This is a genomic window from Micrococcaceae bacterium Sec5.7, assembly GCA_039636785.1.
Taxonomy (GTDB): domain Bacteria; phylum Actinomycetota; class Actinomycetes; order Actinomycetales; family Micrococcaceae; genus Arthrobacter.
Genome location: CP144169.1, coordinates 1,044,557 through 1,071,542 on the forward strand (window position 1 = coordinate 1,044,557; position 26,986 = coordinate 1,071,542).

General features: G+C 63.2%; 28 protein-coding genes. 17 read left to right on the forward strand and 11 right to left on the reverse strand.

Annotated elements, in window-relative coordinates; all coding sequences use genetic code 11:
* The first annotated feature begins 616 nt into the window (after window positions 1-616).
* The gene (arr, locus tag V3C33_04830) at window positions 617-1,045 is read left to right on the forward strand and encodes an NAD(+)--rifampin ADP-ribosyltransferase (GenBank protein XAS68627.1); all 429 of its coding nucleotides are present in this window, start codon (window positions 617-619) and stop codon (window positions 1,043-1,045) included.
* A gap of 149 nt (window positions 1,046-1,194) precedes the next feature.
* Here the strand turns inward: arr and V3C33_04835 are convergent, their stop codons facing one another.
* Complete coding sequence (locus V3C33_04835) at window positions 1,195-1,482, reverse strand: DUF4287 domain-containing protein (protein XAS68628.1); 288 nt, start codon at window positions 1,480-1,482, stop codon at window positions 1,195-1,197.
* A 96-nt stretch (window positions 1,483-1,578) separates the two neighbouring features.
* Complete coding sequence (locus V3C33_04840) at window positions 1,579-1,770, reverse strand: hypothetical protein (protein XAS68629.1); 192 nt, start codon at window positions 1,768-1,770, stop codon at window positions 1,579-1,581.
* On the opposite strand from V3C33_04840, the gene V3C33_04845 reads away from it, so the two are divergent.
* From V3C33_04845 to V3C33_04865, 5 genes are all read left to right on the forward strand, one after another.
* Window positions 1,769-2,173, forward strand: a complete 405-nt coding sequence (locus V3C33_04845; GenBank protein XAS68630.1) for a GNAT family N-acetyltransferase — start codon at window positions 1,769-1,771, stop codon at window positions 2,171-2,173. The two genes, V3C33_04840 and V3C33_04845, sit on opposite strands and share 2 nt — an antisense overlap.
* 103 nt (window positions 2,174-2,276) lie before the next feature.
* A complete protein-coding gene (locus tag V3C33_04850; GenBank protein ID XAS68631.1) occupies window positions 2,277-2,606 on the forward strand; it encodes a PadR family transcriptional regulator in 330 nt (109 codons plus the stop codon).
* Between the two features lie 2 nt (window positions 2,607-2,608).
* Window positions 2,609-2,974, forward strand: coding sequence for a DUF1048 domain-containing protein (locus V3C33_04855; GenBank protein XAS68632.1), 366 nt, complete (start codon window positions 2,609-2,611; stop codon window positions 2,972-2,974).
* Window positions 2,975-2,998: 24 nt separating this feature from the next.
* Entirely contained in the window at window positions 2,999-3,820 is an 822-nt protein-coding gene (locus tag V3C33_04860; GenBank protein XAS68633.1) for an ATP-binding cassette domain-containing protein, read from the forward strand.
* Window positions 3,821-3,829: 9 nt separating this feature from the next.
* A complete protein-coding gene (locus tag V3C33_04865) occupies window positions 3,830-4,591 on the forward strand; it encodes an ABC transporter permease (protein ID XAS68634.1) in 762 nt (253 codons plus the stop codon).
* A 6-nt stretch (window positions 4,592-4,597) separates the two neighbouring features.
* Here the strand turns inward: V3C33_04865 and V3C33_04870 are convergent, their stop codons facing one another.
* The 3 genes from V3C33_04870 to V3C33_04880 form a co-directional block, all read right to left on the reverse strand.
* Window positions 4,598-5,218 carry a hypothetical protein gene (locus V3C33_04870; GenBank protein ID XAS68635.1) on the reverse strand — a complete coding sequence of 207 codons (621 nt, stop codon included), beginning with the start codon at window positions 5,216-5,218 and terminating at the stop codon, window positions 4,598-4,600.
* Between the two features lie 248 nt (window positions 5,219-5,466).
* A complete protein-coding gene (locus V3C33_04875) occupies window positions 5,467-5,742 on the reverse strand; it encodes a hypothetical protein (protein XAS68636.1) in 276 nt (91 codons plus the stop codon).
* 17 nt (window positions 5,743-5,759) lie between these two features.
* Window positions 5,760-6,524 (reverse strand): VOC family protein, encoded by a 765-nt coding sequence (locus V3C33_04880; protein XAS68637.1) that lies wholly within the window; start codon window positions 6,522-6,524, stop codon window positions 5,760-5,762.
* Window positions 6,525-6,864: 340 nt separating this feature from the next.
* Here V3C33_04880 and V3C33_04885 point away from each other — a divergent pair, with 340 nt between their 5' ends.
* The gene (locus tag V3C33_04885) at window positions 6,865-7,473 is read left to right on the forward strand and encodes a recombinase family protein (protein ID XAS68638.1); all 609 of its coding nucleotides are present in this window, start codon (window positions 6,865-6,867) and stop codon (window positions 7,471-7,473) included.
* A 53-nt stretch (window positions 7,474-7,526) separates the two neighbouring features.
* Here V3C33_04885 and V3C33_04890 read toward each other — a convergent pair whose 3' ends face one another.
* The 6 genes from V3C33_04890 to V3C33_04915 form a co-directional block, all read right to left on the reverse strand.
* Window positions 7,527-8,132, reverse strand: a complete 606-nt coding sequence (locus V3C33_04890) for a hypothetical protein (protein XAS68639.1) — start codon at window positions 8,130-8,132, stop codon at window positions 7,527-7,529.
* Window positions 8,133-8,426: 294 nt separating this feature from the next.
* Window positions 8,427-9,596: an acetyl-CoA C-acyltransferase gene (locus V3C33_04895; GenBank protein ID XAS68640.1), complete on the reverse strand. Its 1,170-nt coding sequence runs from the start codon at window positions 9,594-9,596 to the stop codon at window positions 8,427-8,429.
* A 62-nt stretch (window positions 9,597-9,658) separates the two neighbouring features.
* Window positions 9,659-10,849, reverse strand: coding sequence for an acyl-CoA dehydrogenase family protein (locus V3C33_04900; GenBank protein XAS68641.1), 1,191 nt, complete (start codon window positions 10,847-10,849; stop codon window positions 9,659-9,661).
* A 61-nt stretch (window positions 10,850-10,910) separates the two neighbouring features.
* Complete coding sequence (locus tag V3C33_04905) at window positions 10,911-11,723, reverse strand: crotonase/enoyl-CoA hydratase family protein (GenBank protein XAS68642.1); 813 nt, start codon at window positions 11,721-11,723, stop codon at window positions 10,911-10,913.
* Between the two features lie 41 nt (window positions 11,724-11,764).
* A complete protein-coding gene (locus V3C33_04910; GenBank protein XAS68643.1) occupies window positions 11,765-12,574 on the reverse strand; it encodes an enoyl-CoA hydratase in 810 nt (269 codons plus the stop codon).
* Between the two features lie 81 nt (window positions 12,575-12,655).
* Entirely contained in the window at window positions 12,656-13,321 is a 666-nt protein-coding gene (locus V3C33_04915; GenBank protein XAS68644.1) for a TetR/AcrR family transcriptional regulator, read from the reverse strand.
* 166 nt (window positions 13,322-13,487) lie between these two features.
* On the opposite strand from V3C33_04915, the gene V3C33_04920 reads away from it, so the two are divergent.
* The 10 genes from V3C33_04920 to V3C33_04965 all read left to right on the forward strand — a co-directional run bounded on the left by V3C33_04920 (window position 13,488) and on the right by V3C33_04965 (window position 26,946).
* Entirely contained in the window at window positions 13,488-14,855 is a 1,368-nt protein-coding gene (locus tag V3C33_04920; GenBank protein XAS68645.1) for an MFS transporter, read from the forward strand.
* A 41-nt stretch (window positions 14,856-14,896) separates the two neighbouring features.
* Window positions 14,897-16,531: a long-chain fatty acid--CoA ligase gene (locus tag V3C33_04925; protein ID XAS68646.1), complete on the forward strand. Its 1,635-nt coding sequence runs from the start codon at window positions 14,897-14,899 to the stop codon at window positions 16,529-16,531.
* Between the two features lie 7 nt (window positions 16,532-16,538).
* Window positions 16,539-17,525: an NAD(P)H-quinone oxidoreductase gene (locus V3C33_04930; GenBank protein ID XAS68647.1), complete on the forward strand. Its 987-nt coding sequence runs from the start codon at window positions 16,539-16,541 to the stop codon at window positions 17,523-17,525.
* A 152-nt stretch (window positions 17,526-17,677) separates the two neighbouring features.
* Window positions 17,678-19,657 carry a 3-hydroxyacyl-CoA dehydrogenase NAD-binding domain-containing protein gene (locus tag V3C33_04935; GenBank protein ID XAS68648.1) on the forward strand — a complete coding sequence of 660 codons (1,980 nt, stop codon included), beginning with the start codon at window positions 17,678-17,680 and terminating at the stop codon, window positions 19,655-19,657.
* A 235-nt stretch (window positions 19,658-19,892) separates the two neighbouring features.
* Window positions 19,893-21,503 (forward strand): amidohydrolase, encoded by a 1,611-nt coding sequence (locus V3C33_04940; GenBank protein ID XAS68649.1) that lies wholly within the window; start codon window positions 19,893-19,895, stop codon window positions 21,501-21,503.
* The gene (locus V3C33_04945; GenBank protein ID XAS68650.1) at window positions 21,500-22,531 is read left to right on the forward strand and encodes an ABC transporter permease; all 1,032 of its coding nucleotides are present in this window, start codon (window positions 21,500-21,502) and stop codon (window positions 22,529-22,531) included. The genes V3C33_04940 and V3C33_04945 overlap by 4 nt, the downstream gene beginning before the upstream one ends.
* Window positions 22,528-23,397: an ABC transporter permease gene (locus V3C33_04950; GenBank protein XAS68651.1), complete on the forward strand. Its 870-nt coding sequence runs from the start codon at window positions 22,528-22,530 to the stop codon at window positions 23,395-23,397. Before V3C33_04945 ends, V3C33_04950 begins: the two co-directional genes overlap by 4 nt.
* Window positions 23,394-24,437 carry an ABC transporter ATP-binding protein gene (locus V3C33_04955; GenBank protein XAS68652.1) on the forward strand — a complete coding sequence of 348 codons (1,044 nt, stop codon included), beginning with the start codon at window positions 23,394-23,396 and terminating at the stop codon, window positions 24,435-24,437. The genes V3C33_04950 and V3C33_04955 overlap by 4 nt, the downstream gene beginning before the upstream one ends.
* Window positions 24,434-25,300, forward strand: a complete 867-nt coding sequence (locus tag V3C33_04960) for an ATP-binding cassette domain-containing protein (GenBank protein XAS68653.1) — start codon at window positions 24,434-24,436, stop codon at window positions 25,298-25,300. Before V3C33_04955 ends, V3C33_04960 begins: the two co-directional genes overlap by 4 nt.
* A complete protein-coding gene (locus V3C33_04965) occupies window positions 25,297-26,946 on the forward strand; it encodes an ABC transporter substrate-binding protein (GenBank protein ID XAS68654.1) in 1,650 nt (549 codons plus the stop codon). The genes V3C33_04960 and V3C33_04965 overlap by 4 nt, the downstream gene beginning before the upstream one ends.
* Window positions 26,947-26,986: the final 40 nt, after the last annotated feature.

Genomic DNA, 26,986 nt, shown 5'->3' on the forward strand with positions numbered 1-26,986 from the left:
GTCCGTCAAATCACTGTTGGCATGTCCTGCGGCGGCAAGGCCCGGCATCCACGTTACGGCTGGCCTACGCGGTCATTCATTGCGCTGGTCCGGTCCCCATTAGCGATCCCCTGGCGCCTATCGAATCCTGGTGACAACACCCCCCGGATCATTGATGACTGGGGGACTTAATCATGCCGGGACCGACAGGCCAACAACCCCCAATTCTTACTCGATTAAGGGGCTACCTAAAAGGTAACGGGTGGCGATGAATCCACCCTATGCCGTATGGGTCGGTCCCCTTATCGCTGTAGCACCAACGGCGCAGGTGGCTGCCAGGAGTGTCCGGTGAAGGATCCCCTTGCGGACTGCGAGACGTCAAATAGCGTTGCGAAAAGGCCGCCATTTATCGCCGCGAGTCACAGGATTGACGTGGCTACGATCTGCTGTGGCCACAGGATCCACGGGGGAGTGCCCGGTTAAGGCCCGCTTGCGGGCGCCCCCGTTGTCTGCTCTTCTTGGATCCGCACATTGCTGTTCTCCGAAGTCAGTGAGTCATCGTAGGCGGCAGGGTCGTGGATAACGCCCATGTGCTTGACCGAGCTAAAGATCCGGTACAAATATGTTGGGGGTATGCATGATGAGCGAGCCGAAACCGTTCGAAGTCCACGAGTCGGGGGCGCTGTTTCACGGGACAAAAGCGAACCTCGCGGTGGGCGATCTCTTGGGGCCCGGACGCCGTTCGAACTTCGGCGGGGGCCGGACCGCGAACCACGTCTACGTGACTGCAACCGTGGATGCCGCAACGTGGGGCGCTGAACTAGCGGCAGGCGAGGGCCCTGGGCGGATCTACATCGTGGAACCGATGGGCACCCTTGAAGACGATCCCAACGTGACGGATAAGAAGTTTCCCGGCAATCCGACCAGGTCCTATCGAACCCAGGAGCCTGTGAAAATCGTCGGCGAGCTGGTGGACTGGGTGGGGCATTCGCCCGATCAGTTGCAGGTCATGCGAGACGGCCTCGCCGACCTGGAGCGCCGGGGCCTTGCGGTCATCTACGACTAACCGAGCTCGGACACCGATGGGCCTGCAGGCACACGCAATGCAGCGGCGCACACATCTCCCCGGTCGCAGAATGAAAGACTGGCCAAAATTGGTGTCCGTTCAAGGATGAGCGAGTGATTGAGTGAGGAGCGAGCGTCAGCGTTGGGTGGCTACCGCTTGCTCGCCTTGCCGTCAAGCCAGAGCGTGTCGGACTCATCGCTGTGCGCCGTGCCGGTGCCCACATGCTTCGCATCGATCTTCGCGCCGTTCTTGATCACGTGCACGAGCGCCATCGCGTGACCACGACCGAGGTCATAGTCAGCTTTCAGCCAGCCGACGATCACCCCGGCTTTCGTCGCCGGATCTTCGAAACCCTTCTCATGGGCGAGGGCGATGAACTGGCGCGGCGTCAGCCCAGTCTTCTCTTCGATGTTGTCGAGGTAGGCCTGAAATGACATGTCTTCTCCCTTGAATGTGCCCGCAAACGTGATTTAGAGAGAATACCCGGCGCGCGCCGGAATTTGTCAAGGCGGATGAGGCCAGCACGGCTAGTTTCAGCCGTCGACGCAGGGTGGTTGGCCGACGAGGAGTAACGCGAAATCGGACTGGTGGCGGCCCGCCTGCTCATTAGCGAGATCCGAGTGCCGGTTGGTGAGCACGAGCATCAAGTCGTAACGTTTGAACCTTCCCTCGTCGTTCGAGCGAGCACGGCCCTGCGGGCGTGCGCTACGGTTGTCAGCGATCATGATCCGACTAGCGACGGCCGCTGATGCTCCCGCCCTCGCCGAGCTGGCGGCTGCCACGCTGCCGCTCGTCCTGCCGCCCGACACCGCGGATGAGGCGGCGGCAGATTTCATCGATCGCCACCTATCCGAGTCCCGTTTCGTCGAGAATCTCGCGGATGACGAGCGGGTCGCGCTCGTCGATGCGGAGGGCGGACGGCTGCTCGGCTATACGATGCTGGTATTCGGCGAGCCATACCAGGCTGATACCGCCGCGGCCATCACTATCCGCTCGACTGTCGAATTGAGCGGCTGCTATGTGCTACCCAATCACCACGGCAGCGGTACAGCCCGACTGTTGATTGCCGCCTCACTCAACGAGGACAATGCCGGCCTCGGGGACCATCGGTACAGCCGTTGGCGCTAACGGCTGTACCGATAGTACTCAACCCCCAACCTTGCATCGTCGCTATTCAGTGTTACTATGTAGTGGTAGTCAATAACACTGAGTAGCATGAAGGAGGTGTCCGATGGGCAAGCAGATGACAGAGATGCTCAAGGGCACGCTGGAGGGCATTGTTCTGGCGATTCTGGCCGGAGAGCCCGCGTACGGATATGAAATCACGGCGCGGTTGCGGGAGCAGGGTTTCTCCGATATTGCCGAGGGCACCGTTTACGCACTCCTGGTCAGGATTGAAAAGAACGGCCTCGTCGATGTGGAGAAGGTCCCGTCTGAAAAGGGCCCGCCACGCAAGGTGTATTCACTCAATCTCCAGGGGCAGGAACATCTCGAAGAGTTCTGGAAGACATGGGGCTTCCTCTCCGAGCGACTGGAACAACTCCACGAAGGAAGGAAATAGATATGAACATGGGATGGGTCGAGCAGATCACAGGATCGCTCGAACAGAAGAAGAAATACCGGCAGTACAAGGCACGCACGAAAGCGCTGCCCGCGAACTATCGCACGGCGATCGAAGCGCTGGAACGGTACCTGATGTACTTCGGGGCGATCACGAAGGGGGATGTCCTGGTGGCGATGCTGGAGGATCTTGCCGATCTCTTCGAGCAGAGCGCGGCGAGCGGGGCCCCTATCCGCGAAGTTGTCGGGGAGAACCCGGTGGAGTTCGCTGAGGAGTTCCTCCAGAACTACACCGAGGGCCAGTGGATCAACAAAGAGCGGGAGCGGCTGACCAACGCCATCGACAGCGTCACGGGCGCGGAATCGTAACGAACAAGAGAGAAAGGTATCCAAATGAGCGCCAATCAGGTCAAGGAACCTGCGATCCGCGTGCAGGGCCTGGAGAAGTCGTACAAGAAGCTGCATGTACTGCGCGGGGTGGACTTTGACGTCGCGCGGGGCAGCATTTTCGCTCTGCTCGGCTCGAACGGGGCCGGCAAGACCACCATTGTGAACATCCTGGCCACGCTCCTCAAAACCGACGCGGGCACGGCCAGCGTCAACGGCTTCGACGTCGCCACACAGGCGGCACAGGTGCGGGAGTCCATCAGCCTCACCGGACAGTTCGCGGCCGTCGATGAAATCCTCACCGGGAAGGAGAATCTGGTGTTGGTCGCCCGGTTGCGGCACCTGAAGAACTCCGGGACGATCGCCGATGAGCTGCTGACTCGTTTCTCGCTCACTGACGCGGCAGCGCGGAAAGTCTCGGAGTATTCCGGTGGCATGCGCCGTCGTCTGGACATCGCGATGAGCCTCATCGGAAACCCGCAGGTCATTTTCCTGGACGAGCCGACGACGGGGCTTGACCCACAGGCGCGAATTGAGGTGTGGCAGGCCGTGAAGGAACTCGCCGCACATGGCACAACGGTGCTGCTCACCACGCAGTATCTGGACGAGGCCGAACAACTCGCTGACCGGATCGGAATTCTCCATCAGGGCAGGATCATCGTCAACGGCACACTGGCCGAGCTCAAGGCGCTGCTCCCGCCGGCCAAGGTCGAATACGTCGAGAAGCAGCCCACGCTCGAGGACGTCTTCTTCGCCATCGTCGGTGACGACGGCAGAGACGGCAAGGACGTCGACGCTGGAGAACTCCGCGTCGGCATGGACGAGTAAGGAACTACGATGAAAAATCATTTCTTCAGTGACACCGCCGTCCTGCTGGGACGGTCACTGCGCCACATCTCGCGCAGCATGGACACCATCATCACGACCGCGATCACGCCGATCGTCCTCATGCTGCTATTCGTCTACGTCTTCGGCGGTGCCATCAAGACTGGCACCGAGAACTACGTCAATTACCTGCTGCCGGGCATTCTGCTCATCACGATTGCCTCGGGCATCGCCTACACCGCCTACCGGCTCTTCCTGGATATGAGGAGCGGCATCTTTGAACGGTTCCAATCCATGCCGATCGCACGCCCGTCCGTGCTGTGGGCGCACGTGCTGACCTCACTGGTGGCCAACCTGGTCTCGCTCGTCGTCGTCGTGCTCGCCGCCCTGCTCATGGGTTTCCGCACAGCGGCCGGAGTGCTGGCGTGGCTGGCAGTCGCCGGCATCCTGATCCTGTTCACCTTGGCCTTGACCTGGCTGGCCGTGATCGCCGGGCTCTCCGCGAAGTCCGTGGACGGTGCCAGCGCGTTCTCCTACCCGCTGATCTTCCTGCCATTCATCAGCTCGGCCTTCGTATCCACCGACACCATGCCCGGCCCGGTACGTGCCTTCGCCGAAAACCAACCGGTCACCTCCATCGTCAACACGATCCGGGCCCTGTTCACACAACAGCCCGTCGGCACCAACATCTGGACCGCTCTCGCCTGGTGCCTCGGCATCCTTGTCGTCGCCTACGCCCTTGCCATGGTCACCTACCGTAAGAAGATCGCCTAGAGCGTCTCAGGCGAGCTCGTCCGTGAAAACCGGCCTCGGGGATACGAACGGGTCCGTATCGACCTCCGCGCCGGGCACTTCGACTACATTGACGAGGACACTGACCTGACCATTGACCATCAGGTCGGTCACTGCGGGTGCGGGTTGGTCCCAGGGGTTGCCGCTCAGTCCGAGCTCCTGCCGGTACTGATTCATGAGGATGTAGTTGACGTGGTCGACCAGCACGCTGCGGATCGAATAACGCTCGGATGAGTCACGGTGCCAGGTAGTTCGCACGGCCCCCCACAGCTGCGGGTATCGCATTCGCTCCACCTGCTCGACCAGCCACGCGGGTCGCGGCCATGGCGGAACATCCTCGATCGCCCTCCGCATCTGCTCTTCGAGGTCCGCGAGGTTTATCGGGTCTGAGCGGACAATCGGGTTTCGCCAGACTGTATAGGTGACGGTCGCTGTCATTTCACTGTATCCACGAGCGTCCTGACCGTATCCCAGACCGACGGTATCCGTGTCCTCCAGGCAGGGCTGGGAAACGAGTCCCATCACCGGGATGGGCATGAGTTTCAGGCGCTCAGCCTGCTCCACACGAGGGTCGGGCGCGTCCTCGGGGAGAATTCCAGCCACTCTCATGCCTCGATTATGAACCAAACACGTGATTGGGAGCCTATATCTGTAGAAGAGATTGCCCGCACGCCCACCGGTCCGGTGGGCGTTCCTGAAACGGGACGACCACGACGGTTGGTTCCCAGCATCAATTGCCTGCGTGCGACACACTTAGCCGGGTGGCAGATAGGTATAGGGCATGAGGCACCTTTCGCAAGCTCCTGATCGGGAGCACACCTTCAGATTGCTGTATGAAGTGGTCTACCCAGACCTCATTAGGTTTGTTCAACGCCGCGCACACCCAGACCACGCCGAAGACGTAGTTGCCGACGCGTTCCTTGTCGGACGAACTGTTCGTCATAGAAAAGAAAATGGCCGCAGTCGTCGCGGTCTTCCCTCGCTTCGTCGGGCAATGCCACGATCCGCGTGATTTCATCCTTCTCGCAGTCAACCTCGACCATGACCGGGATCGTGTAGCGAACCCACCTCTTGGTCGATGGTTTCTCTGCCTCGTCGCTCTCGGCCACAGTGTTGCCATCCCAGCTTTCCATGGCGATCAGAATTGCGCTCAGCTGGCGGCTGCGCTGACCGCGATGATGCCGCCTTGCGGGTCGCCGATCACCGCGTTACGAAATCCCGGTGTGTTCATCGGCGCCATCAAGATGATGCCGCCTAAGGCGATGGCGTGCTCGGCGATGGAGTCGGCGTCGCGGACGGCGAAATTGACGCTCCAATGCGGCGGGACCGCGACGCCGTCCGTTGCCGTCACGACGGCCACGACTCGGCCCGAGCGTCGCCACAGCGAGAAGGCAGCATCCGGCACCGACCCCAGTTCCCAGTCGAACATCGCGCCGTAGAACGCCTGCGCTCCCTCAACATCTGTGGTGTGCAGCGAGCTCATCGCCCAGGAGTTCGGCTCGTTGGCCAGCTCTGCGCCGCCGTCGCTCTCGCCGGCCTGCCACAGGCAGAACGGGACGCCGGTGGCGTCGGCGAGCACAGCAAGGCGGCCATCTGAGCCGGCACCGAACGGTCCTCCCAGGAGCGTTCCTCCCGCTTGCTCGGCACGAGCCAGGGTCTGCGCGACGTCGTCGACACGCACGTGAGTGTTCCACACCGGCGGTGATAGCGGCGGCGCCTGGCCGATCCCGGCCACCAGTCGCCCGCGGAGGCGCGCAGCGAAGTAGTCGCCCTCGAGCCCGGTTGGCATCGGTGTGGGATCGTCGAAACTCCAGCCGAAAAGCGGGCCGTAGAAGTCCATGGCGGCCCGCGGATCTGGCTGGAAAGTGTCGACCCAGCACGGCGCGCCGACTGAGTAGCTGTCTCGCGTTGTCATTGAGATGCCCTTCTGTTTGATGATCGCGGTGCCGCAGGCGGCTGAGCATCTGCCACACCTCTGTGCCTCGGAAGTATGTGATTTAGCTCTTTGGGTACACCCACTTGATCGTGAAGGGGGCCCGTCTTCGTAAATAAGGATATGGGGGCCGCCATTTCGTGTCCGGCGTGGGACGTGGAGGCTGAGGGACTAGTGCAGGCGACTTTGGACATTCTGTGCAGTCGACTTCGGAAAATGACACGAAAGAAAAACGACACGCCTTCGATTGCCGTTCCAAAATTATTGCCAAATCGATGTCCCTTTAAAAACGTACAAAGTAACTTTCGGTACAGTTCAGTGCATGGACATAGGGTACGCGCGCGTCTCGACAGCAAAACAGGACCTCGACCGGCAGATCGACGCGCTGCGCAGCGAGGGAATCCCCGACAAGCGGATCTATGTGGACAAGAAATCAGGGTCCACAACAAACCGCCCGGGACTCCATGAAGCCCTGGACCAGGCCCGCGACGGCGACGTGATCGTGGTCCACACCCTGGACCGGCTAGGACGCACCGTCCGGGACACCCTGAACCTCATCCATGACCTGGCCGGCCGCGGTGTGGGAGTGCGGAACCTCGCAGATCCGATCCGGGTTGACTCGGCAAACCCGGAGGATCCGATGTCGCAGCTGGCGGTGGTCATGCTGGCCCTCTTCGGCCAAATGGAACGAACCTATGCGATCGAGAGAGCCGCGCACGCTCGGGCCGTGGCCACCAGCAAAGGCAAGCGAATCGGACGGCCCAGCGTGGTGGACCCGGCCAAGCTCGCCTATGCGGAACACCTCCGCGACCAAGGACTGTCCATTTCAGAGCTGGTGAAAGCCACCGGCATCACCCGTTCCAGCCTGTACCGGCACCTTCCTCCACGGCCTCCAGAGACGCTGACCGCAGAGAATCCGGCGAACGCCTAAAACGAGCCGGGGATCCGCCACTATCTCTCAGCGGCGGACTGTCTGACCCAGGTTCACTTACCAGCTTCTGAGCCGACGTTGCCACAGGCTCTAGGCTTGTTGGGCCGCCAGACCGTGTGAACGCTGATATCGAGCAGCTTGCGCTCCCCGAGGTCGGTGAAGACCCATACATATCCGCGGTCCGGGAAAGTCGTATCCACAGAGCCCCGCCACAATTCGCCAGTTTCGTGATCTTTCACGGCTACGCGTTGGCCGCGGGCCAGTGACAGGAAGTCTTCAATTTCGCATCTTGTTAGCGAATTCTTGGACCCGTTTCTCCTCCATGCTACGTCGACAGCAGCTCTCCGCAACGAACAAGCAGCAAGATCGGAGGGGGCGCATGCGCTCTGCGATACGCCGCCGGTCGATTCACTGGAGCCACCGCTTCTACCATGGCTCATCGCAGGTCCACCCCACTTTTCCCCTGTCGTGCCGCAAGGAACTTCACTGTCCAGGCAGACTTCAAAGCGGGCGGGGGCTAACCGCGTTACCGAGATGCCGACCTGTTCAGTCATGGCCATGGGCCTCAACAGATCAACCGCTTCGTTCAGGGCGGCATCTAATTCTGCTCGGGTCTGAACAGTTATCACGAGACAATCCGACGCTACTTGCATGGTCATGAATCCTTCATCACATGAGGTTGATCCGTGCCTGGATCAGGCAGCCATTTCCTTTGAACAGGGTCAGGACTGCATTGTCTTGGTGCTGTGGTTGTTGAAGAGAGTTAGTCAGCGCAGGAGGCCTACATGGCCCCGATCTGCGCCGTGGGTTGTCGGGGGCCGCTCGGGTGTGACTGTTAACTTCGTTTGGCGGTTTTTCCACGGTTGGCTTTGGCGGTTTTCAGTCTCAAAGCCGCGACTTGCCCAGCGTCGTGATAGACACCAGCGAACAGGGCATCTGACGGCAGCCCGGTGCTAGTTTGCCTTCAAGATAACAGCGCTGCCTTGTCCGCCGCCACCGCAGATTCCGGCGGCGCCTAGATTGCCAGGACTGGTGAGTGCCAGTTGCCGGGCGAGCGTGCCGACGATTCGGACTCCGGATGCGCCTATCGGGTGTCCGAGCGCGATGGCGCCGCCGTGTTGGTTGACAATTTCCGGCTTCACGCCGAGGTCCCGTAGGGACTGGACTGCTACGGCTGCGAAGGCTTCGTTGATCTCGATGGCCGACAGTGCTACGGCGTCGGTCTGGATTTTTTTCAGCGCGGCAGAGATGGCATTGGCCGGTTGCTTGTGAAGCCGCACGTCGGGTCCCGCTACGAAGGCATGGGCTTCCACACTTGCCAGCGGTGACAGCCCGAGCCGTTCCGATGCTGCGCGGCTGGCCAGGACGATGGCTGCGGCGCCGTCGGTGATCTGCGATGAGTTACCGGCGGTAATGGTGCCGTCGGCCCGGAAGGCCGGGCGCAGCCTCGCCAAGGAGTCTGCGGTAGTCCCGGCCCTGATTCCGTCGTCGTCCGAAACGAGGATTTGTCCGCCGCGTGAGTCTAGCGGGTAGGGTTCGATTTCCCCGGCGTGGAAGGTTCTGTGTTGCTCGGCGCGTTGGTGGGACAGGGCTGCCCATTCGTCCTGGGGACGTCGGTCCAGCCCGTACTCTGTGTTTCCTTCTTCGGTGGAGCTGCCCATGGAGCGTTGTTCGAAGGCGTCGGTCAGGCCGTCCGTTTCGAGCGTGTCCAAAGCCTGCATGGCTCCGTACTTCCGTCCTGGCCTGACGGGGAGGGCGTGCGGGGCCCGGGACATCGATTCCTGCCCGACTGCGACGACAATTTCAGCCTCCCCGGACGTTATGAGACGTGTCGCCGTTGCCACGGCTTCGATGCCGGAGAGGCAGACGGCGTTGAGGGTGATTGCAGGGACGGACAGTGGAATGCCTGCGGCGACGGCGGTTTGGCGTGCGGGGTTCTGGCCGAGGCCGGCCTGCAGGACGTGTCCGGCTACAACGAATTGAACGTCGGAGGGGGCAATGCGTGCCCGGCGCAGGGCTGCCCTGAGAGCGTGCGCACCGAGTTCGGTGGCTGCTACGTCAGAGAATTGTCCGTTGAACCGGCAGAAGGGCGTGCGGGCGTATCCGACGATCATGGCGGTCATCGCTGAGTCTTGGGAAAGGGCTGGGATCGAGGGACCCTGCGCTTCGCGATCGAATTGTTCTTTCATGCGAAGGCTGCGATTCCGGTGATGTCGCGGCCGATGAGGAGCGACTGGATGGAGTCTGTTCCTTCGTAGGTGGAGACGACTTCCATATCGGTCATGTGGCGGGCCACATGGTTTTCGAGCAGCAGTCCGTTGCCTCCGAGCATGTCCCTGGCTTCGGCGCAGATCCATCGGGCTTTTTGGGCGGTGTGCATTTTTGCCACGGAGGCCATGGTGGAGGTTTGCTGGCCGGCTTCTGCGAGTTCGGCAAGGCGGAAGCACATCAGTTGCATGGCGGTCAGTTCTGCGAGCATGTTCGCCAGTTTGTTCTGGATGAGCTGGAAGCTGCCGAGGGGCTTGCCGAACTGGATCCTGGTCCGGGCGTGCGCTACGGCTGCTTCGTAGGCGGCGGCCGCGTGTCCGACGGATTCCCAGGCGGCGCTGTTCCGTGTTGCGACGAGAACACGGGTGGCGTCGCGAAAGGATGTTGCGTGGGCAAGCAGGTTTTCCTTCGGGATCCGGAGGTCGCGGATGGTGATGTCTGGTTGCAGGATGGCGCGTTTGCCGATCTTTCCCGTGATGACTTCGGCGGTGTAGCCCTCTGGATATCCGCCCTCCTCGTTCTTTTCAAGGATGAAGGCCTTGACCTTGCCGTCGGATTCGTCCCGGGCCCAGATCACAACGATGTCGGCGAAGCTGGCGTTGCCGATCCACCGTTTTGCCCCGTTGAGGACATAGTGGTCACCGTCGAGGCGTGCTGACGTTTCCAGTCCCACTGAATCCGAGCCGTGGTCGGGTTCGGTCAGTGCGAAGGCCCCGATGCGCTCCATGCGGGCCATTTGGGGGAGCCACCGGTCTTTTTGCTCCTGGTTGCCCAGCAGGTGCACGCTTCCCATGGCCAGTCCTGAGTGGACTCCGAAGAACGTGTTCATTGATCCGTCGCCTCGGCCCAGTTCCATGGCGATCAGGCCGGCGGCCATGGGTGAGAGGCCGGGGCACCCGTATCCTTCGATGGTGGTTCCGACGATGCCCAGGTCGGCGAATTTAGGGATGAGTTCGAACGGGAAGGCAGCGCGCTCCCAGTAGTCGTTGATGATGGGGAGGACTTCGTTGTCCACGAAGGCGCGGACTTGCTTCTGGATGGCGCGGTCGGTGTCCGTCAGCCGGTCTTCGAGGCGGTAGCAGTCGGTGTCGATCGAATCGTGAGCCATGTTTGTCCTTGGATGGGAGGTCGCAGCTTGGTGCGGGAACGGGATGGGCCGGCCGGAGGTGTTAGCGGCCGGTGAATTTCGCCGGGCGGCGTTCCAGGAACGATGCAACGCCTTCGGAGCCGTCCTGGCTGTCAAGCAGTTGGAGCATTTCCGGCACCAGCTGCCTGGCGGCGGCTTCTTCACCTTCACGCTGTGCCCGCCGGGCCGACTGCAGGGTCATCGAGACGCCCAAGGGTGCCTGCCGGGCGATTACCTCGCAAATTTCGAAGGCCCGTGACAGTTGTGTTCCTGCCGGCACGACCTCCTGCACGAGGCCCATCCTGAGGGCTTCAGCGGCGTCGAAGGTGTCGCCCGTGAGCATGTAGCGCATGGCGTTGCCCCAGCCGACCTCCCGTGGGAAGCGAATGGTCGCGCCGCCGAAGGGAAAGATTCCGCGGCTGACCTCCATCTGGGAGAACTTCGCGTCTTCTGCGGCTATGCGGATATCGGTGGCCAGGAGCAGTTCAATGCCCAGGGTCAGGCACCAGCCCTGCACTGCGCTGACCACGGGTTTTCTTCGCTGGGTACCGCTCAGCTGCCTGGGATCTATGCCTCCCTCCGGGATCCCGCCCTTTCCCTCGCGGAGGGCGTTGCCGACCTTGGCCATGTCGAGTCCGCCGGTGAAATGGTCGCCGTGAGCGTAAAACAGGCCGACGCGCACGTGGTCGTCCTGTTCCATTTCGGCGTATGCCATCGCCAGTTCGGAGCGCATCTCAAGATCGAAGGCGTTTCGTTTGGGTACACGGTTCAGTCCGATGAGGTAAATGTGCCCGACCCGGTGGCGGGTGACTACGCGGCTGTCGGCCGGCAGTTCATGGATGTCGAAGGTCTTCATTTCACGGCCGTCCTTTCGTGGCGAATGCATCGACAGCGGGATTATTTGACTGATGCGCCGGTCTTGTGGCGGGTGATGGAGTTCGAGAACCCGCCATCGGCCTTGCCGCGGGCGGCTTCGGCGCTGAAATGGGTCAGCTGGTGTGCGTCGAAATGGGCGCTGAGGGCGACGTGGAAGCCCTGGGCCTCGAGCGTCCGGTTCAGCGATTTCTTCAGGACCCGGGTGGCGAACGGCGGGGCCTGGGCTACCCGGCGCGCCAGGGCGTCCACGGCGGTGTCCAGCTCGGCGGCGGGAACGACGCGGTTGACCATTCCACACTCGAGCGCCTCCCGGGCGGACATCCGTTCGCCCGTGAACAGGAATTCCCGTGCCTTACGGCTCCCCATAACCCAGGGGTGGACGAGGACCTCAACGGCGCCGACAGCCATGGTGTGCAGGACCGGATCGGCGAAGAATGCATCTTCTGAGGCCACGATCATGTCGCACATGTTTGCAACCATGAAGGCGCCGGCGATGCAGGCACCGTCGACGCGCGCGATGGTGGGTTTCGGCAGATTGAAAATGTTCAGGCAGTACTCCATGTAGAAGCGTGACTCGAAGTCCCAGCGTTCCTCAGGGGTGAAGTCCTGACGCTTCATCTGTCCTTCCTTCAGGTCGTGGCCTGCCGAGAAGTGTCCCCCGGCCCCGGTGAGGACGACGGCGCGCACCTCCGTGTCCTGGCCGGCGTGAAGGATGGCGTCGTTCAGTTCGTCGAGCATCTGCTCGTTCTGGGCGTTCCGTTGCTGGGGACGGTTCTGCCAAATCGTGGCAACCGGGCCGTCGACTTCGTAGCGGATGTATTCGTAGGTCATGAGGGGCTCCATCAATGCGTCCGGCGAGGCCGGACCGGATAAGGTCGTCCCTTAAACTCTAAACTAACAGTGAAAGTTTTACTAGGCCTTTTTGCCGGAATCGGTTCTTTTGCCGCGGCCAAGCACGTCGGCCGCGTATTGCAGCGTCAGCCCATCCATGAGGCAGGACAGGCCGCGCTCGAAAGCTGCGATGTCCAGCTCGTTCTTGTACTCGGGAAGGCGATAGGCGTCCGCCAGATGGGGAAACTCCCTGGAGTAGAACTCGGCCGGTTCAGAAAACCCTCCCGAGTACGAGCCCAACGCGGAGCCGGCGATGAAGTTGCGCACTGCGATGGCCACTTCTGTTGCCTGCCGCCGCGGCCATCCCCCGTCAACGAGAGATCCGTAGAATGCGTCGGCCAGCCTCAGCTGGGCCGTGCGCGTCGCGGGTCCCCGGGCCAGCAGCGGCACAATCTCGGAGTGCTCGTGAAGCACCCTCCAGTAATCCCTCGCCCAAACCGGAAGCGCCACGCGCCAGCCCGCCGATTCAAAGATTTCAATGTCGATCGTGCCCAGCAGTGAATCAACTACGGCGTCCGCGATGGCATCCATCGTGGGGAAGTGGTTGTAAATTGAGGGCCCCTTGACGCCGAGACGCTCCGCCAGGCGGCGGATCGTGAGGCTGGAAAGACCGGCCTCGTCAATAAGTGAAGCCGCTTCTTTAACGATGCGTTCGGGAGAGAGTATCGGGGTGCGGGGACGTGCCATGCCCTCTACCTTCCCACAGCCAGCGCCCCCGATCCTGTCGACTGGCCCGAGAATTAAACGTGAGCGTCTTCACAAAAAAGCGAGTTGGGTCTACAGTTCAACTAACAGCGCTAGTTTCTTTGCGGGACCTCTTCCCGGCCTTCTTCCATGAATCCAAGGAAAGCTCATGTCAGCTCACATCACTTCGACGAGGTCACCCGACGTCGGAAAAGCGCAGCCCCCGGGGCTGCGGGCCTGGACAGTGACGTCCATGGTCGTTCTCTTTGCCACGATCAATTGGTCGGACAAGGCGTTGCTGGGCATCGTGGCCCAGCCCCTTGCCCGTGAATTCGGCCTTACCGCCACGCAGATCGGCTTTGCCGGCAGTGCCTTCTTCTTCCTCTTCAGCGTCAGCGGGGCCATGGTCGGCCTGCTGGGCGACCGCTTCCAGGTCCGCTGGATCCTGCTCACCCTTGCCGCACTGTGGGGGCTGGTGCAGTTCCCGATTCTGATCAGCGGAACGTTCACCGTCCTGCTCCTGTGCCGGGTAACCCTTGGCGCTTTTGAAGGACCGGCGACAGCGATGGCAACCACCGCCGTGTTCCAATGGTTTACCCCCGAAAAGCGCGGTTTTCCTTCGGCTCTTGTGACATCGGGGTCCTCCTTCGCCAAGATCTTCGCCGCTCCTGCCCTGGCCGTGGTCGTCGTAGCCGCGGGATGGCGTGCCGGTTTCGTTGTGATGGCCGTGGCCAGTTTCGTCTGGTGCGCGGCCTGGCTCGTGATCGGCAGGGAGGGGCCTTACGCCAAGACCCGCTCCTTGACAGGCCTTTCGATCGCAGGCGCCACGGGAAGGGCACAGCCTCCAGCCGTCAAGCTGGGCCGCTGGCATATTCTCAGATCAAAGTCCTTCATCGGGGCACTGCTGGCAACGTTCGCGGTCTACGGGGTGGTGTCCGCCTCCATCACCTGGATCCCCTCATACTTCGAGAAGGGCCTGGGCTACTCCCAGCTCGAATCCGGGATCATGTTCGGGCTGCCGAGCATCGCTGCGGTGGTTTTCATGTTCGGGGCTACCCTCCTCACTGACCGTCTCGGCAACCGGCGCGGCTCCTCCGGAAAGATCCGGGTAGTAACCACGACAGTATTTTTGATCACGGGCGGCGCGGTCCTGGCCTGCCTTCCGCTCTTCAAGGAGCCCATCATGGTTGTTGGCGTCCTTATTCTCGGCTATGGCTGCATGAGCGTCGCGCTGCCGATGATGAATGCGGTGATCTCCCAGATCGTCCCGGCGTCCCAGCTGTCCAGTTCGATGGGCATCTTCCTCGCCCTTCAAAACGTCTCCGGCCTCATCGCCCCCGGCCTGGTCGGCATCCTGGTCGAGAATGCAGTGACACCCCTCGAAGGCTTCTCCCTGTCGTACCAGATCTTCGGTGCGGCGATCCTGCTCGGAGGCATCCTGACCTTTGTCCTGGTAAACCCCGAACGCGACGCCGCCATTCTCGAACAGAAACTCGCCACGGCACAGCAACAAGACCTGGACGCCGACGCCTCCTGATGCCACCCGGATATATGCCCCATCTCGAAAAGGAAACACCAATGCCCACGCCCCAGGAACGTCCTTGGATGGCGCTCTATCCCGACTCCGTGCGTGCCCTGCAGTCGGTGCCGGACCTGACGCTGGGCGACATGCTCGCCGAATCCGGCAGCCGGTTCGGGGACAGGACGGCCCTCACATTCGAAGGCCGCACCTGGAGCTTCAACGACGTCTACGCACAATCGCACGCGTTCGCCCGTTTGCTGCTCGAGGAGGGTTTTGCCTCCGGCGATCGGCTGGCGGTCATACTTCCGAACCGGCCGGAATACATCTTTGCCACCTTCGGTACCGCGCTTGCCGGCGGCATCATTGTCCAGGTCAACGTCCGCTACCCGGCCGAGGAGATGCGCAGGATCCTGGACGATGCCGGAGCCACCTTCGCGGTCACCACGGATGAAGCCGTCGTGCGTTGTTCACCGGGGGAGGCGACTTTCTTGGGGAGAAAACTGCTCCGGGTCGACGTCACAGGGGCCCCCGGGACCGACGCCGGAACACCGCTGGGCGCGCTGACGTCGCACCTTGGCGGCGAGCCGGTCGTATGCGACAGGAAGCCCACCGATGTTGCCGTCCTGCAGTACACCGGAGGTACCACCGGGGCGCCCAAGGGCGTCATGCTCACGCACCGCAACCTCATCGCCAACATCGAGCAGCGCTATGCAATGACCTACGGGCTGCTGGAAACCCCTCCCGGGGCGAAGACAATCAACGTTCTGCCAACCTGCCACGTCTATGGACTGACTGCGGTGACGCTGCTGGCAGTCCGCTCGGGCATGAACCAGATCCTCGTCTCCGATTTCAGGGCCGCCGAAATGCTGAGGATCATCAAAAAAGAACAACCGTATGTCTTCAGCGGCGTACCGACGATGTACACGGCATTGAACCGCGAGCCGGAGGTCGCACAGAGCGGGCTCGACAAGGTCACCATCTACAACAGTGCAGGGGCCGGATTTCCCCGGGAACACCTGGAACTGTTCGAGCGCAAGAGCGGCGGAAAGATCATTGAGGGCTTCGGGATCAGCGAAGCTTCCCCGTCGACCCACGTGAACCCCGTGCTGTTCGCCGACCGCAGGGTAGGCAGCATCGGAATCCCGATCCCCCTGACAGACGTCAGGATCGTTGACAAGGACGGTGCCGGAACCGAGGAACTGCCGGCGGGTGAAGTCGGCGAAATGATCGTCAAAGGACCGCAGATCATGAAGGGCTACTGGAACCGTCCGGACCTCACGGAGGAAGCCCTCCGGGACGGCTGGCTCCTGACGGGCGATCTCGCCACCATGGACGAAACCGGGTACTTCTACATCGTCGGCCGGAAAAAGGAAATGATCGTCACCAGCGGGTTCAACGTCTATCCCGCAGAGGTCGAACAGGTCCTCACCCGTTTTCCAGGGGTCCTGGAAGCTGCGGTCGTCGGCGTCCCTGACGAGTACCGGGGCGAGTCCGTCGCAGCGTTCATCACGTTGGAACCTGGCGCGAGTATTTCCGACAAAGAACTCGATGCATACTGCCGCGAGCACCTCGCCGCCTACAAGGTTCCCCGCAATTACTCCCGGCTGGACACCTTGCCCAGGACCCTTGTGGGCAAGATCGCCAAGAACCTGCTCCCCACGGTTACCGGCACCGCAGCCGACGTGAAGTAACCCCCGTATGTATGCAATTACGGTTCCCCGCCCCGGCGGCCCTGACGCCATGGTCTGGGCCTCCGTTCCGGACCCCGTCGCCGGTCCCGGTGAGGTCGTCGTCCAGGTGGCCGCAGCGGGAGTGAACCGTGCGGACCTTCTGCAGCGGCAGGGTCACTATCCGCCCCCGCCAGGTGCCAGCGAAATATTGGGCCTGGAATGCGCCGGCATCATCTGCGAAGTCGGCGACGGAGTCCGGCAATGGAGTGTTGGAGATCGGGTCTGCGCCCTCCTCTCGGGCGGGGCTTACGCCGAGCGGGTGGCTGTGCCCGCAGGCCAACTCATGCCTGTTCCTGAAGGAATTGAGCTGACGGACGCTGCAGGGCTGCCCGAAGCTGCCTGCACCGTATGGTCCAACCTGTTCACGCACGCCAGGCTCTCAACCGGCGACGTACTGCTCGTCCATGGCGGCGGCAGCGGCATCGGCACACATGCGATCCAGATGGGCGCGGTGATGGGAGCCACCGTGGCTGTGACCGCGGGTACCCGGCTCAAGCTTGATGCTTGCCGGGATCTTGGGGCACAGATCACGATCAACTACAAGGATTCGGACTTCGTCGCCGAGCTAATGACAGCGACGGACGCCAGAGGCGCCGACGTCATCCTGGACAACATGGGAGCAAACTACCTGAAGCGGAACGTCTCCGCCCTGGCCCTGGACGGCCGCCTGATTGTCCTGGGCATGCAGGGCGGTGCCAAGGCGGAACTGAACATCCCGCAGCTCATGGCCAAACGCGGCAGCATCCACTCCGCAAGCCTCCGGACACGCCCCGCCACGGGCGCCGGGAGCAAGGCCGAACTGGTCCGGGAGGTCGTGGAAAACGTCTGGCCGATGCTCCGTTCAGGCCGCGTTGTCCCCGTCATTCACAAGCGCCTGCCCGTCACTGATGCTGGAACGGCCCACGAACTCCTGGACGGACCCGAAACCATCGGCAAAGTAGTCCTGACCTTCTGACTGCCGCCTGTCCGGCCAGCCACATTACCAAATCGCGCGCTGCAACGCGTCCACTGATGTCCGCCCGCTGCGCCGGCTCACCGCGCGCAGGGACTGACTGCCCACACCGCCCCGCCGTTACCCCGCCCCGCTTCACGAACAAGGGAACCTGCATGTACGAGGAGACCATCACCAATGTCGCTACTGACACGGTCGTCCGTGACGACTTCCGAATAGCAATCCTGACACTGGACAACAAAGACCCACGACGGCCCGTGACTCTCGGACCCCGGTCCCTCGGAAACCTGGCCGAGGCACTCAAAGCACTCAACCCGAAGGACTTTGACGCCGTCGCCGTGACCGGTGCCGGCCCGGTTTTTTGCGCAGGGGCAGACCTGAAATACATGGACCAGCTCACCACCGTGGAGGCAGCCGCCAGCTTTGCCTCCGCAGGTCAGGAAACACTCCGACTGCTGGCGAGCATTCCAATTCCCACCTTTGCCTTCATGAACGGCTCAGCCCTCGGCGGGGGCCTGGAGCTGGCCCTTCATGCCAATTACCGCACCGTTGCTTCTTCCGCCACGCTCGGGTTACCGGAAGTCAGGCTGGGACTGATACCCGGTTGGAACGGCATCCCCCTCGTAACCGCACTGATCGGACCAACGGCCGCGGCCCGGCTCATCGTCACGGATCCACTGTCAGACCGTACACTCGACCCCGAAAAAGCCGGACAACTCGGCGTCGTTGATGCTGTTCTGCCCGAGGATGACTTCCTCGAAGAATCGCTGGCCTTCGCCACGGACATTCTCAAGCATCAAAGCCAACGCTCCCGCACCGCACGACACTTGACCGCGGCAGCAGAACTTGACGCCATCCGCCAGCAGCTGGACAACAGATTCCGCGGCGCCGCCCCTGCCCCCTACAAAGCCCTTGACCTTATTGCGTGCGCCGCGAGCACACCCCCGGCCCAATTCGACGACGACGCCGTGGCCCGCATTTTCGGCGAGCTGCTCGTCGGAACCGAATCCCGCGCAAGCAGATACGCATTCCACCTCTGCCAGGTGAAGGTCAAACGCCGCCAGACCCAAGCAGCAGCCACAGAGACAAAATCGTTCCAGTCCGTCGGAGTCCTCGGCGCCGGGCTCATGGCCAGTCAGCTGGCCCTCATCTTCGCCCGACAACTCCGCGTCCCGGTCCTCATGACCGATCTGTCCGCCGACCGGATCAGCGCCGCCATGCACTGGATCGACGAAGAGCTGAAGAAACAGGTCAAAAGACGACAGCTCACGTGCGCCGACGCTCACGTAGTCCGCTCGCTCGTCACGGGAACTATCGACAAAGCAGACTTCAGCGGATGCGACGTCGTGATCGAAGCGGTTTTCGAAGAGCTCACAGTCAAACGAACAGTCTTCGCAGAAGTGGAACCCCACCTGAGCGAAGATGCCATTCTCCTGACCAACACCTCCTCACTCTCCGTCCAGGATATAAGCGCCGCCTTGCTGAACCCCGGGCAGCTGATTGGCTTCCACTTCTTCAATCCCGTCGACGTCCTCCAGCTCATCGAACTTGTCCCCAGCCAGGAAACAAGTGACAGCACTCTTGCCAAAGCCCAAAAGCTGGCGTCATTGCTGGGCAAAGTACCAGTGGTCGTCAAAGACACCCCCGGTTTCGTCGTCAACCGCATCCTGACCAGACTATTCTCCGAGGTGTTGATGCACATCGACCGTGGCGCCGATCCGGCGACGGTGGACCACGCCCTGGACCCGCTCGGTCTCCCCATGACACCGCTCAACCTCCTGCAGTTCATAGGTCCGCGCGTCCAGCACCACATCTGCCAAACGCTCCATGGCGCCTACCCGTCCCGGGACCACTCAAGCTCCAGCCTGAACTCGATAGTCGCACTGAACCTGCCCGGCTACCTCACAGACCAGGGAACCATTTCGCCTGAAGCGGCTGCCTCGCTTCCAAGCCCTTCACCCGTTGAACCTGAAGAAATCCGCGCAGAACTGCTCTCGGCTCTGGAAGAGGAGATTCGAATCATGCTCTCCGAACAGGTGACCGAATCTCGGGAAGACATCGACCTGTGCATGATCCTGGGGGCGAATTTCCCCTACCACACAGGAGGGCTTACATGGGCCGGAGAATTAACGTGAGCGACTTCACAAAAGAAGCCGGCGGGTCTATAGTTTAACTAACAGCGCTAGTTTTTCCGGGACTTCTTCCCGGCTTTCTTCCATGAATCCAAGGACAGCTCATGTCAGCCCAAATTACTCCGACGAGGTTCTCCATCGTCAGCGTTGACGCGAACTCTCCGGTTTCCTCGTCCGAATCACAGAACCTGAACACTCGAGAAGGTAAGGCGGACCCAGAGTGGCCCGAACGTTGTATATGAATGCGCGGTTCTTCACCGCAGACCGGCCCGCGTGGGCGGATGCCCTCATCGTCGAGGGCGGCAAGATCGCCTACGTCGGTGACGGAGCGACGGCTCGGCGCCTCGCCGGGGACGACTGCGTCGAGGAAGACCTCGACGGAGCCCTGGTCCTCCCGGGCTTCGTCGACGGTCACGCCCACATCGTGGCCACGGGGGAGGCTGCAGGGCAGGCGGACCTCTGGGGCGCCCACGACCTGGCGGAGATCCAACGCCGTCTCTCGCGGTGGGCGTCCGCGCACCCGGACCCCCACCGCGTGCGTGCCCAGGGGTGGCTCCACGGCACGGTGCCAGGCGACGGCCCGACGCGGCACATGCTCGACGAGGTCATTGCCGACCGCCCCGTCTACGTCCAGGCGTATGACTACCACTCGATCTGGCTCAACACCGCGGCCCTGGCCGAGCTCGGTATCGACAGTGACACGGTGGCTCCCCGGGGAGGTTGGATCGCCCGGGACGAATCCGGCGAGCCGACCGGCTACATCGACGAGACGGCCATGCAGCAGCTCGTTTGGCCGGCGCTCGACGGCGCGGCAAGCGATGCCGAGCGCGACCGGCACCTTGAGGCAGCCCTGGCGGGATACCGCGCGGTGGGCGTGACGGCCGCGATCGACATGGGCCTGGACGAGGGCGACCTCGCCGCCATGGTCAGGGCCGAGGAGGCCGGCACGCTCACCGCCCGCATCGCCGCCCATTGGCGGATCCACCGCTCGGAGGACCCGGCCGAGAACCTCGCCCAGGTCGCGCGGGCCGTCGAGCTCGCCGCGCGGCACGATTCGCCGTGGCTGCGTGTAGTCGGCATCAAGGTGATGGTCGACGGCACGGTGGACGGGTGCACCGCAACCCTCGGCCGCGCATATGCGGACGGCTCGCTCCCGGGGCCGATCTGGGACCTGCCCGCCCTTGCCCCCGTCGTCGCGGCGGCCGACGCCGCCGGCCTCCAAGTCGCGATGCACGCCATCGGCGACGAGGCAGTCCGCATCGCGATCGCTGCCGTCGAACATGCAGTCCAGACCAATGGTCCTGCGCAGCGCCGCCACCGGATCGAGCATCTTGAGGTCGTTGAACAGGCCGACATCGTGCGGCTCGCCGCGCTCGGCATCGTCGCGAGCATGCAGCCGGTTCACGCCGACCCGGCCATCCAAGGCAACTGGCGGGCCATGCTTGGCGACGAGCGCATCGATCGCGGTTTCCCGTGGCCCGAGATAACGGATGCAGGCGCGGCCCTGGCCTTCGGGACGGATTCACCGACCTCGCCCTTCGCGCCCCTGCCCAACATGTTCGTCGCCGCGACGAGACGATCCGCTTTCGACCCTTCGTTGCCGCCCAACATCGCCCGCTACGCCTTGCCCCTCGAAGAAGCCGTCGTTCACGCGACGCGGGACGCCGCATGGTCCTGCCGCGCTGAAGACCGTTTCGGGCGACTCTCCGCCGGACTGGTCGCGGACTTCATCGTCCTCGACCGGGACGTCTTCCGGACCGAGGCTGAGGAGCTGCTTGAGGCCAGGGTCATCCGTACCGTCGTCGCAGGGCGAGATGTCCTCGCCACGGAAGGGGCGGTGCACCGATGAGCGCTCAGACAGCCAGCACCGCACGCCCACCTGCGCCGGCCCCAGCCCGGGGCACCGCGAACCGCAGCTCCATCTGGCACCCCGTCCGCTTCATCGCGGCGCGGCTCGGCGGACTCGCCGCTACGCTCCTTGCTGCGAGCTTCGTCGTCTTCGGTGCGCTTTATCTGGCGCCGGGTTCACCGCTCACATTCCTCACGCAGGGTCGGTCGATGGCTCCCGACGCCATCGCACAGATCAACGAGCGATATCACTTCGATGAACCCTTCGCGCTGCAGTACATCCGGTGGCTCGGCGGCGTGGTCCAGGGCGACTTCGGCGAGTCGATCCTTTACAGGGAGCCTGTCGGGCCCCTCCTGGCCCAGCGGATCGGGACGACCGTGGCCCTCGTGGCCCTGAGCGCGGTCTTTGTCGCTCTCATCGGGCTCGCCATCGGCATCTTCGCGGGTCTCCGCCCTGGACTCCTTGCGAGCACGCTCATTGGGGTCTCGACCGCGGCGATGGCCGTCCCCACGTTCGTTGCCGCCGTCGTCCTCACCCTCGTGTTCGCCGTCGAGCTGGGATGGTTCCCCGTCTTCGGTGTCGGCGTCGATCCCGCGGACGCGCTCTACCACCTCGTGCTGCCGTCGTTCGCGCTTGCTCTGGCATCGATCGCCTTCGTCGCGAGGCTCAGCCAGGCGGCCATCCGGCAGGAACTCTCCGCCGACCACGTTCAAACGGCGATCAGCCGCGGGTTCCCCTACGGCGTCGTCGTCCGCCGCCACGTGCTGCGCAACGCAGCGCTGCCCGTGCTTACCGTCCTCGGCCTCACCCTGGCGGGCATGATTTCCGGCACGGTGGTCGTCGAGCAGGTCTTTCAGCTCAACGGGCTCGGGAGCCTTCTTGTGAGCTCCGTGCAGCAAAAGGACTTCCCCGTCGTGCAGGCCATCTGCCTTACCTACGTTGCATCCTTCATCGTCCTGAACACTGTCATCGACCTCGCGTACTCGGTCCTGGACCCGCGCGTCTCGGTCGGGAAAGGAAAGTCATGACCGTCCTCGCCGCCGTCATGGACGCCCGCCGTCGCGCCTGGAAGGGCCGCGTGCGAGGCCGCGGCCTGAGCACCCTCGGCTGGTGCTCCGCAGCCGCGCTCACCGCGGTCGCCCTTCTGGCCGCACTCGGCCCGGTCCTCGTCGTGACGGACCCCAACGCCGTCGACCTATCCGGCGCGTTCGCCGATCCCAGTTCCGGGCACCTGCTCGGCCAGGACGCGAGCGGCCGGGATCTCTTCTCAAGACTCATGTCGGGCGCCCGGACATCGGTTGTCGGTCCCCTCCTGGTCGTGGCGATCTCCACCACCGCCGGAACTGCGCTGGCCCTCGCTGCGGTCTGGATCGGAGGGTGGTTCGACACCGTCGTCGCCCGCACGATCGACGCGGTGTTCGCCTTCCCGGGTCTCCTCCTCGCCATCCTGGCCACGGCGATCTTCGGCGCAGGACTTCAGGGCGCCGTCGTGGCGCTCTCCATCTCCTACACGCCATACATCGCCCGCATCGCCCGCAGCGCGGCCCTTCGCGAGCGTTCCCTTCCGTACGTCGCGGCACTGCGCGTTCAAGGCCTGCGGGGTACCGCCATCAGCCTGCGGCACATCCTTCCCAATATCGCCGGCCTCATCTGGGCGAATGCAACACTCTCGTTCGGATTCGCGCTAATCGACATCGCGTCCCTGTCATTCATCGGCCTCGGCGTGCAGGCGCCGACAGCCGACTGGGGGGCCATGGTCGGAAGCGGCATGGCCGGCATTATGCAGCAGCAACCGCAAGAAGCCCTCTGGGCCAGTCTGCTCATCGTCATTACCGTAGCCGCCGCAAACAGCCTCGGCGACGAGCTCATCAAACGATCGGAGGCACGCGCATGAACCCGCTGCTCGAGGTCGATGGCCTCAACGTCCAGCTCCCCGTCAACGGTGTGCTGCGGACCGTCCTCAAAGACGTTTCCTTCAGCCTCAAGGCCGGCCAAACCCTCGGACTTGTCGGCGAGTCGGGCTCCGGAAAGTCGATGACGGTGCGCAGCATCGCCCGCCTCCTCCCCCCAGGCGCAAAGACCACGGGGACGATCAGGTTCGACGGCGAGTCGGTCCTGGACCTCCGTGGCGACTCCCTGCGCCGGTTCCGTTCGCGCGACGTCTCGATGATCTTCCAGGATCCCCGCGCCCACACGAACCCTGTCCGCCGCATCGGGGACTTCCTCACCGAGGGGCTGCGCGTCAACGGCCGGGTCTCCGCATCGGAGGCGAACCGCCGCGCCGTCGAGCTCCTCGGCGAAGTCGGGATCCACGACGGAGAGCGGCGCCTGCGCCAGTACCCGCACGAGCTTTCGGGCGGCCTGCTCCAACGCGTCATGATCGCCGCGAGCCTTGCCATGAAACCCCGGCTTATTCTCGCCGACGAGCCCACTACGGCGCTCGACGTCACCACCCAGAGCGAAGTAATGTCGATCCTCGGGCGCCTCCAGCACGAGTACGGCATGGCGATGCTTTTCATCACGCACGACCTCGAACTCGCGGCCGCCGTGTGCGACCAGACCATCGTCATGTACGCCGGTGCGATGGTCGAGCAACAGACTTCCTCAAAGTTGCAAACGGATCCGCTCCACCCATACAGCGCCGCACTCATGCAGGCCCGCCCGGACATCAACCGCGTGGTCCCGCGCCTGCCGGCGATACCCGGCCACCCGACGTCGGCCTACGAGGCACCCGAGGGGTGCCCCTTCGCCCCACGCTGCCCCTACGCAGAGCAAGCATGCCGGGAGTCATTCCCGGTCCTCGAACGCTTCGCCGAAGACGAGTACAGCCGCTGCCGCCGGACGTCCGAGCTTCGCGGTCGACTCCTCCTCGGCGCTGCCCCTGACGGAAGCACCGTCAACGGGACGGCCCTCGGGAAGGAGCTGCAGCGATGAGCGCGACACCAGACACGGCGCGCACGACGACGGCACCCGTCGTCTCCGTCGAAGGGTTGCGGAAGACCTTCGGCCGCGGGCGCAAGGAATCCGTTGCCGTTGACGGTATCGGATTCGAGCTCCGCACGGGCGGCTCGCTCGGGATCGTCGGCGAGTCGGGATCGGGCAAGACCACAACCGCAAGGATGCTGATCGGTCTCGAACAGCCCACCGCTGGCCGGATCCTGATTGGCGGGGCAGACCACACGCGGCCCGCCCGACGGATCAAAGACCTGCGTGCGCGCGGCAGGCTCATCCAGATCGTCTTCCAGGACCCCTACACATCCCTGGACCGCCGCCAGAAGATCGGGGACTGCCTCGGCGAGGTCGTGCACCTGCACTTCGGGCTCACCGGCGCGGCGCTCAAGACGCGGGTCCGGGACCTCGGCGAACTCGTGGGCCTCCACGAGCGCCAGTTGGAATCGCTCCCGCGCGAGCTCTCCGGAGGCCAACGCCAGCGCGTGGCGATTGCACGGGCGCTGGCCGCCGAACCCGAAATCCTCATCCTGGACGAGGCCGTCTCGGCTCTCGACGTATCGATCCAGGCACAAATCCTCAACCTCCTCGCCGACATCCGCGAACAACGCGGCATCAGCTACGTGTTCATCAGCCACGATCTCGCCGTCATCCGGCAGATCACGGACACGGTCATCGTCATGCGGCATGGACAGGTCATCGAGCAGGGGCAGACCGCCGACGTGCTCGATGACCCCCGCGATCCCTACACCCGGCTTCTGCGCGACAGCGTCCCCCACGCGGGATGGCAGCCCGGAATCACCACTCCACAAAACCAACACACCCCCATCACGGAGAACATGCCATGAACCAGAATCGCGCGATTTCCCGCGCAGCCGTTGCCGCTGCCGGCCTCCTCGTCGCCGCCCTCCTCGGAGGATGCACGGCGGGAGGCCAGACGAAAGCGAAAGACACTTCCGCTTCCAGCGGCCCGACCATCATGACGGCCGCGGCCGCGTCCGAGGTCGACAAGATCACGTGGAACGTCTTCGAGGGCGAGCCGAAGACCGTCGACCCGTTCAAGTCGGCCGACTACACGCCGAACATGATCAACTCAAACCTGTGCGAGAACCTCCTCACCCAGACTCCGGACTTCCAGATCAAGCCCAATCTGGCCGCGAAAGCATCCAACCCGGATCCGCTGCACTGGGTCTACGACCTGCGCACAGACGTCAAATTCTGGGACGAGTCTCCCATGACAGCCGAGGACGTCGCGTTCAGTCTGCAACACAACCTCAGCGACAAGACGACCTTCTACAACTACCTGTACGGCAACGTCGCGAACATAGCAGTCACGGGCCCGAACCAGGTCACCGTGACGCTCAGCAGCCCCGACTACCTGTTCAACGACGAACTCGCAAGCTACGCCGGAGTCGTCGTCCAGAAGAAGTTCTTCGAAACCCACCATGCCGACTTCGGCTCACCCTCGACCGGCGTCATGTGCACGGGCCCGTTCAAGTTCGACAAGTGGACCCAAGGCCAGTCGATCTCCATAGTCCGGAACGACTCCTATTGGAACACCAGCCTCAAACCGAAGGCCAAAAAGATCGACTTCACGTTCCTGACCGACAGCGCGGCCATCACCTCAGGGCTCCTCGCAGGTCAGATCGACGGCACGTTCAACGTTCCGCCAGCGAGCATCACGCAACTGAAGAACACGCCCGTCGGGACGCTGAGCCAGGGACCGGCTCCGCTCATCGAGACCATCGTCTGGGCCAACCCGGACGGGGCCGGCAGCAACCCCCAGGTCCGCAAAGCGCTCCAGATGGCCATCGACTGGAATGGCATAGCCAAGCAGGTCCTGGGCGGCGTTGGCCAGCCGACCCGACTCCAGACGCCGTCCACAGCCTTCGGCTTCGCCAGCACGCAGCTCGACGCACTCGAAAAGTCCCTCCCGGAGCCGGTGTCGGCCCGGTATGACGACGCGAAGAAGATCGTCGATGGCCTCCCCGCCGACGTCAAAGCAAAGAAGATTCAAATGGTGGTCCCCGGCACGGCCAAGACTCAGCAGATCGGCGTCGCCGTCAAGGACGCGGCCAACCGGATCGGCCTCAACTTCGAACTCACGGTGGTCCCGACCACGGGCTACTCGAGCTACCTTTACGACCCGGCGACCCGCGCCGGCGTTGACATCCTCTACACGGCGTTCTGGCCCAACATCCCCAACCCCCTCGACTGGCTCGTGACGACCGCCGTCTCCGGCGGCCTGTTCAACCAGTACAACTACAACGGAGTCGACGCGAAGTTCGCCGAGGCCCGCGGCACGGCCGATCCTGACAAGCGGGCCCAGCTTGTCGCCGACATCGAGACGACGCTACACGACCAGCTTCTCCCGATGACCCCCGGAGTCAAAGTGGACAACACCGTCTGGATGAACAAACGGATCACCGGCGCGCCGGCCGCATTCGCGTACGTGTACTACCCGTGGGCGGCGCACCTGGGCGGCACGCAGTAACGCCACCCCGAACGCGGAATCAATCCACCTACCGTCCGGC

Coding starts and splice junctions, on each gene's coding strand:
- arr (XAS68627.1), top strand. CDS start 617: ATGATGAGCGAGCCGAAACCGTTCGAAGTCCACGAGTCGGGGGCGCTG.
- V3C33_04835 (XAS68628.1), bottom strand. CDS start 1,482: ATGTCATTTCAGGCCTACCTCGACAACATCGAAGAGAAGACTGGGCTG.
- V3C33_04845 (XAS68630.1), top strand. CDS start 1,769: ATGATCCGACTAGCGACGGCCGCTGATGCTCCCGCCCTCGCCGAGCTG.
- V3C33_04840 (XAS68629.1), bottom strand. CDS start 1,770: ATGATCGCTGACAACCGTAGCGCACGCCCGCAGGGCCGTGCTCGCTCG.
- V3C33_04850 (XAS68631.1), top strand. CDS start 2,277: ATGGGCAAGCAGATGACAGAGATGCTCAAGGGCACGCTGGAGGGCATT.
- V3C33_04855 (XAS68632.1), top strand. CDS start 2,609: ATGAACATGGGATGGGTCGAGCAGATCACAGGATCGCTCGAACAGAAG.
- V3C33_04860 (XAS68633.1), top strand. CDS start 2,999: ATGAGCGCCAATCAGGTCAAGGAACCTGCGATCCGCGTGCAGGGCCTG.
- V3C33_04865 (XAS68634.1), top strand. CDS start 3,830: ATGAAAAATCATTTCTTCAGTGACACCGCCGTCCTGCTGGGACGGTCA.
- V3C33_04870 (XAS68635.1), bottom strand. CDS start 5,218: ATGAGAGTGGCTGGAATTCTCCCCGAGGACGCGCCCGACCCTCGTGTG.
- V3C33_04875 (XAS68636.1), bottom strand. CDS start 5,742: ATGGAAAGCTGGGATGGCAACACTGTGGCCGAGAGCGACGAGGCAGAG.
- V3C33_04880 (XAS68637.1), bottom strand. CDS start 6,524: ATGACAACGCGAGACAGCTACTCAGTCGGCGCGCCGTGCTGGGTCGAC.
- V3C33_04885 (XAS68638.1), top strand. CDS start 6,865: ATGGACATAGGGTACGCGCGCGTCTCGACAGCAAAACAGGACCTCGAC.
- V3C33_04890 (XAS68639.1), bottom strand. CDS start 8,132: ATGACCATGCAAGTAGCGTCGGATTGTCTCGTGATAACTGTTCAGACC.
- V3C33_04895 (XAS68640.1), bottom strand. CDS start 9,596: ATGACCGCCATGATCGTCGGATACGCCCGCACGCCCTTCTGCCGGTTC.
- V3C33_04900 (XAS68641.1), bottom strand. CDS start 10,849: ATGGCTCACGATTCGATCGACACCGACTGCTACCGCCTCGAAGACCGG.
- V3C33_04905 (XAS68642.1), bottom strand. CDS start 11,723: ATGAAGACCTTCGACATCCATGAACTGCCGGCCGACAGCCGCGTAGTC.
- V3C33_04910 (XAS68643.1), bottom strand. CDS start 12,574: ATGACCTACGAATACATCCGCTACGAAGTCGACGGCCCGGTTGCCACG.
- V3C33_04915 (XAS68644.1), bottom strand. CDS start 13,321: ATGGCACGTCCCCGCACCCCGATACTCTCTCCCGAACGCATCGTTAAA.
- V3C33_04920 (XAS68645.1), top strand. CDS start 13,488: ATGTCAGCTCACATCACTTCGACGAGGTCACCCGACGTCGGAAAAGCG.
- V3C33_04925 (XAS68646.1), top strand. CDS start 14,897: ATGCCCACGCCCCAGGAACGTCCTTGGATGGCGCTCTATCCCGACTCC.
- V3C33_04930 (XAS68647.1), top strand. CDS start 16,539: ATGTATGCAATTACGGTTCCCCGCCCCGGCGGCCCTGACGCCATGGTC.
- V3C33_04935 (XAS68648.1), top strand. CDS start 17,678: ATGTACGAGGAGACCATCACCAATGTCGCTACTGACACGGTCGTCCGT.
- V3C33_04940 (XAS68649.1), top strand. CDS start 19,893: ATGAATGCGCGGTTCTTCACCGCAGACCGGCCCGCGTGGGCGGATGCC.
- V3C33_04945 (XAS68650.1), top strand. CDS start 21,500: ATGAGCGCTCAGACAGCCAGCACCGCACGCCCACCTGCGCCGGCCCCA.
- V3C33_04950 (XAS68651.1), top strand. CDS start 22,528: ATGACCGTCCTCGCCGCCGTCATGGACGCCCGCCGTCGCGCCTGGAAG.
- V3C33_04955 (XAS68652.1), top strand. CDS start 23,394: ATGAACCCGCTGCTCGAGGTCGATGGCCTCAACGTCCAGCTCCCCGTC.
- V3C33_04960 (XAS68653.1), top strand. CDS start 24,434: ATGAGCGCGACACCAGACACGGCGCGCACGACGACGGCACCCGTCGTC.
- V3C33_04965 (XAS68654.1), top strand. CDS start 25,297: ATGAACCAGAATCGCGCGATTTCCCGCGCAGCCGTTGCCGCTGCCGGC.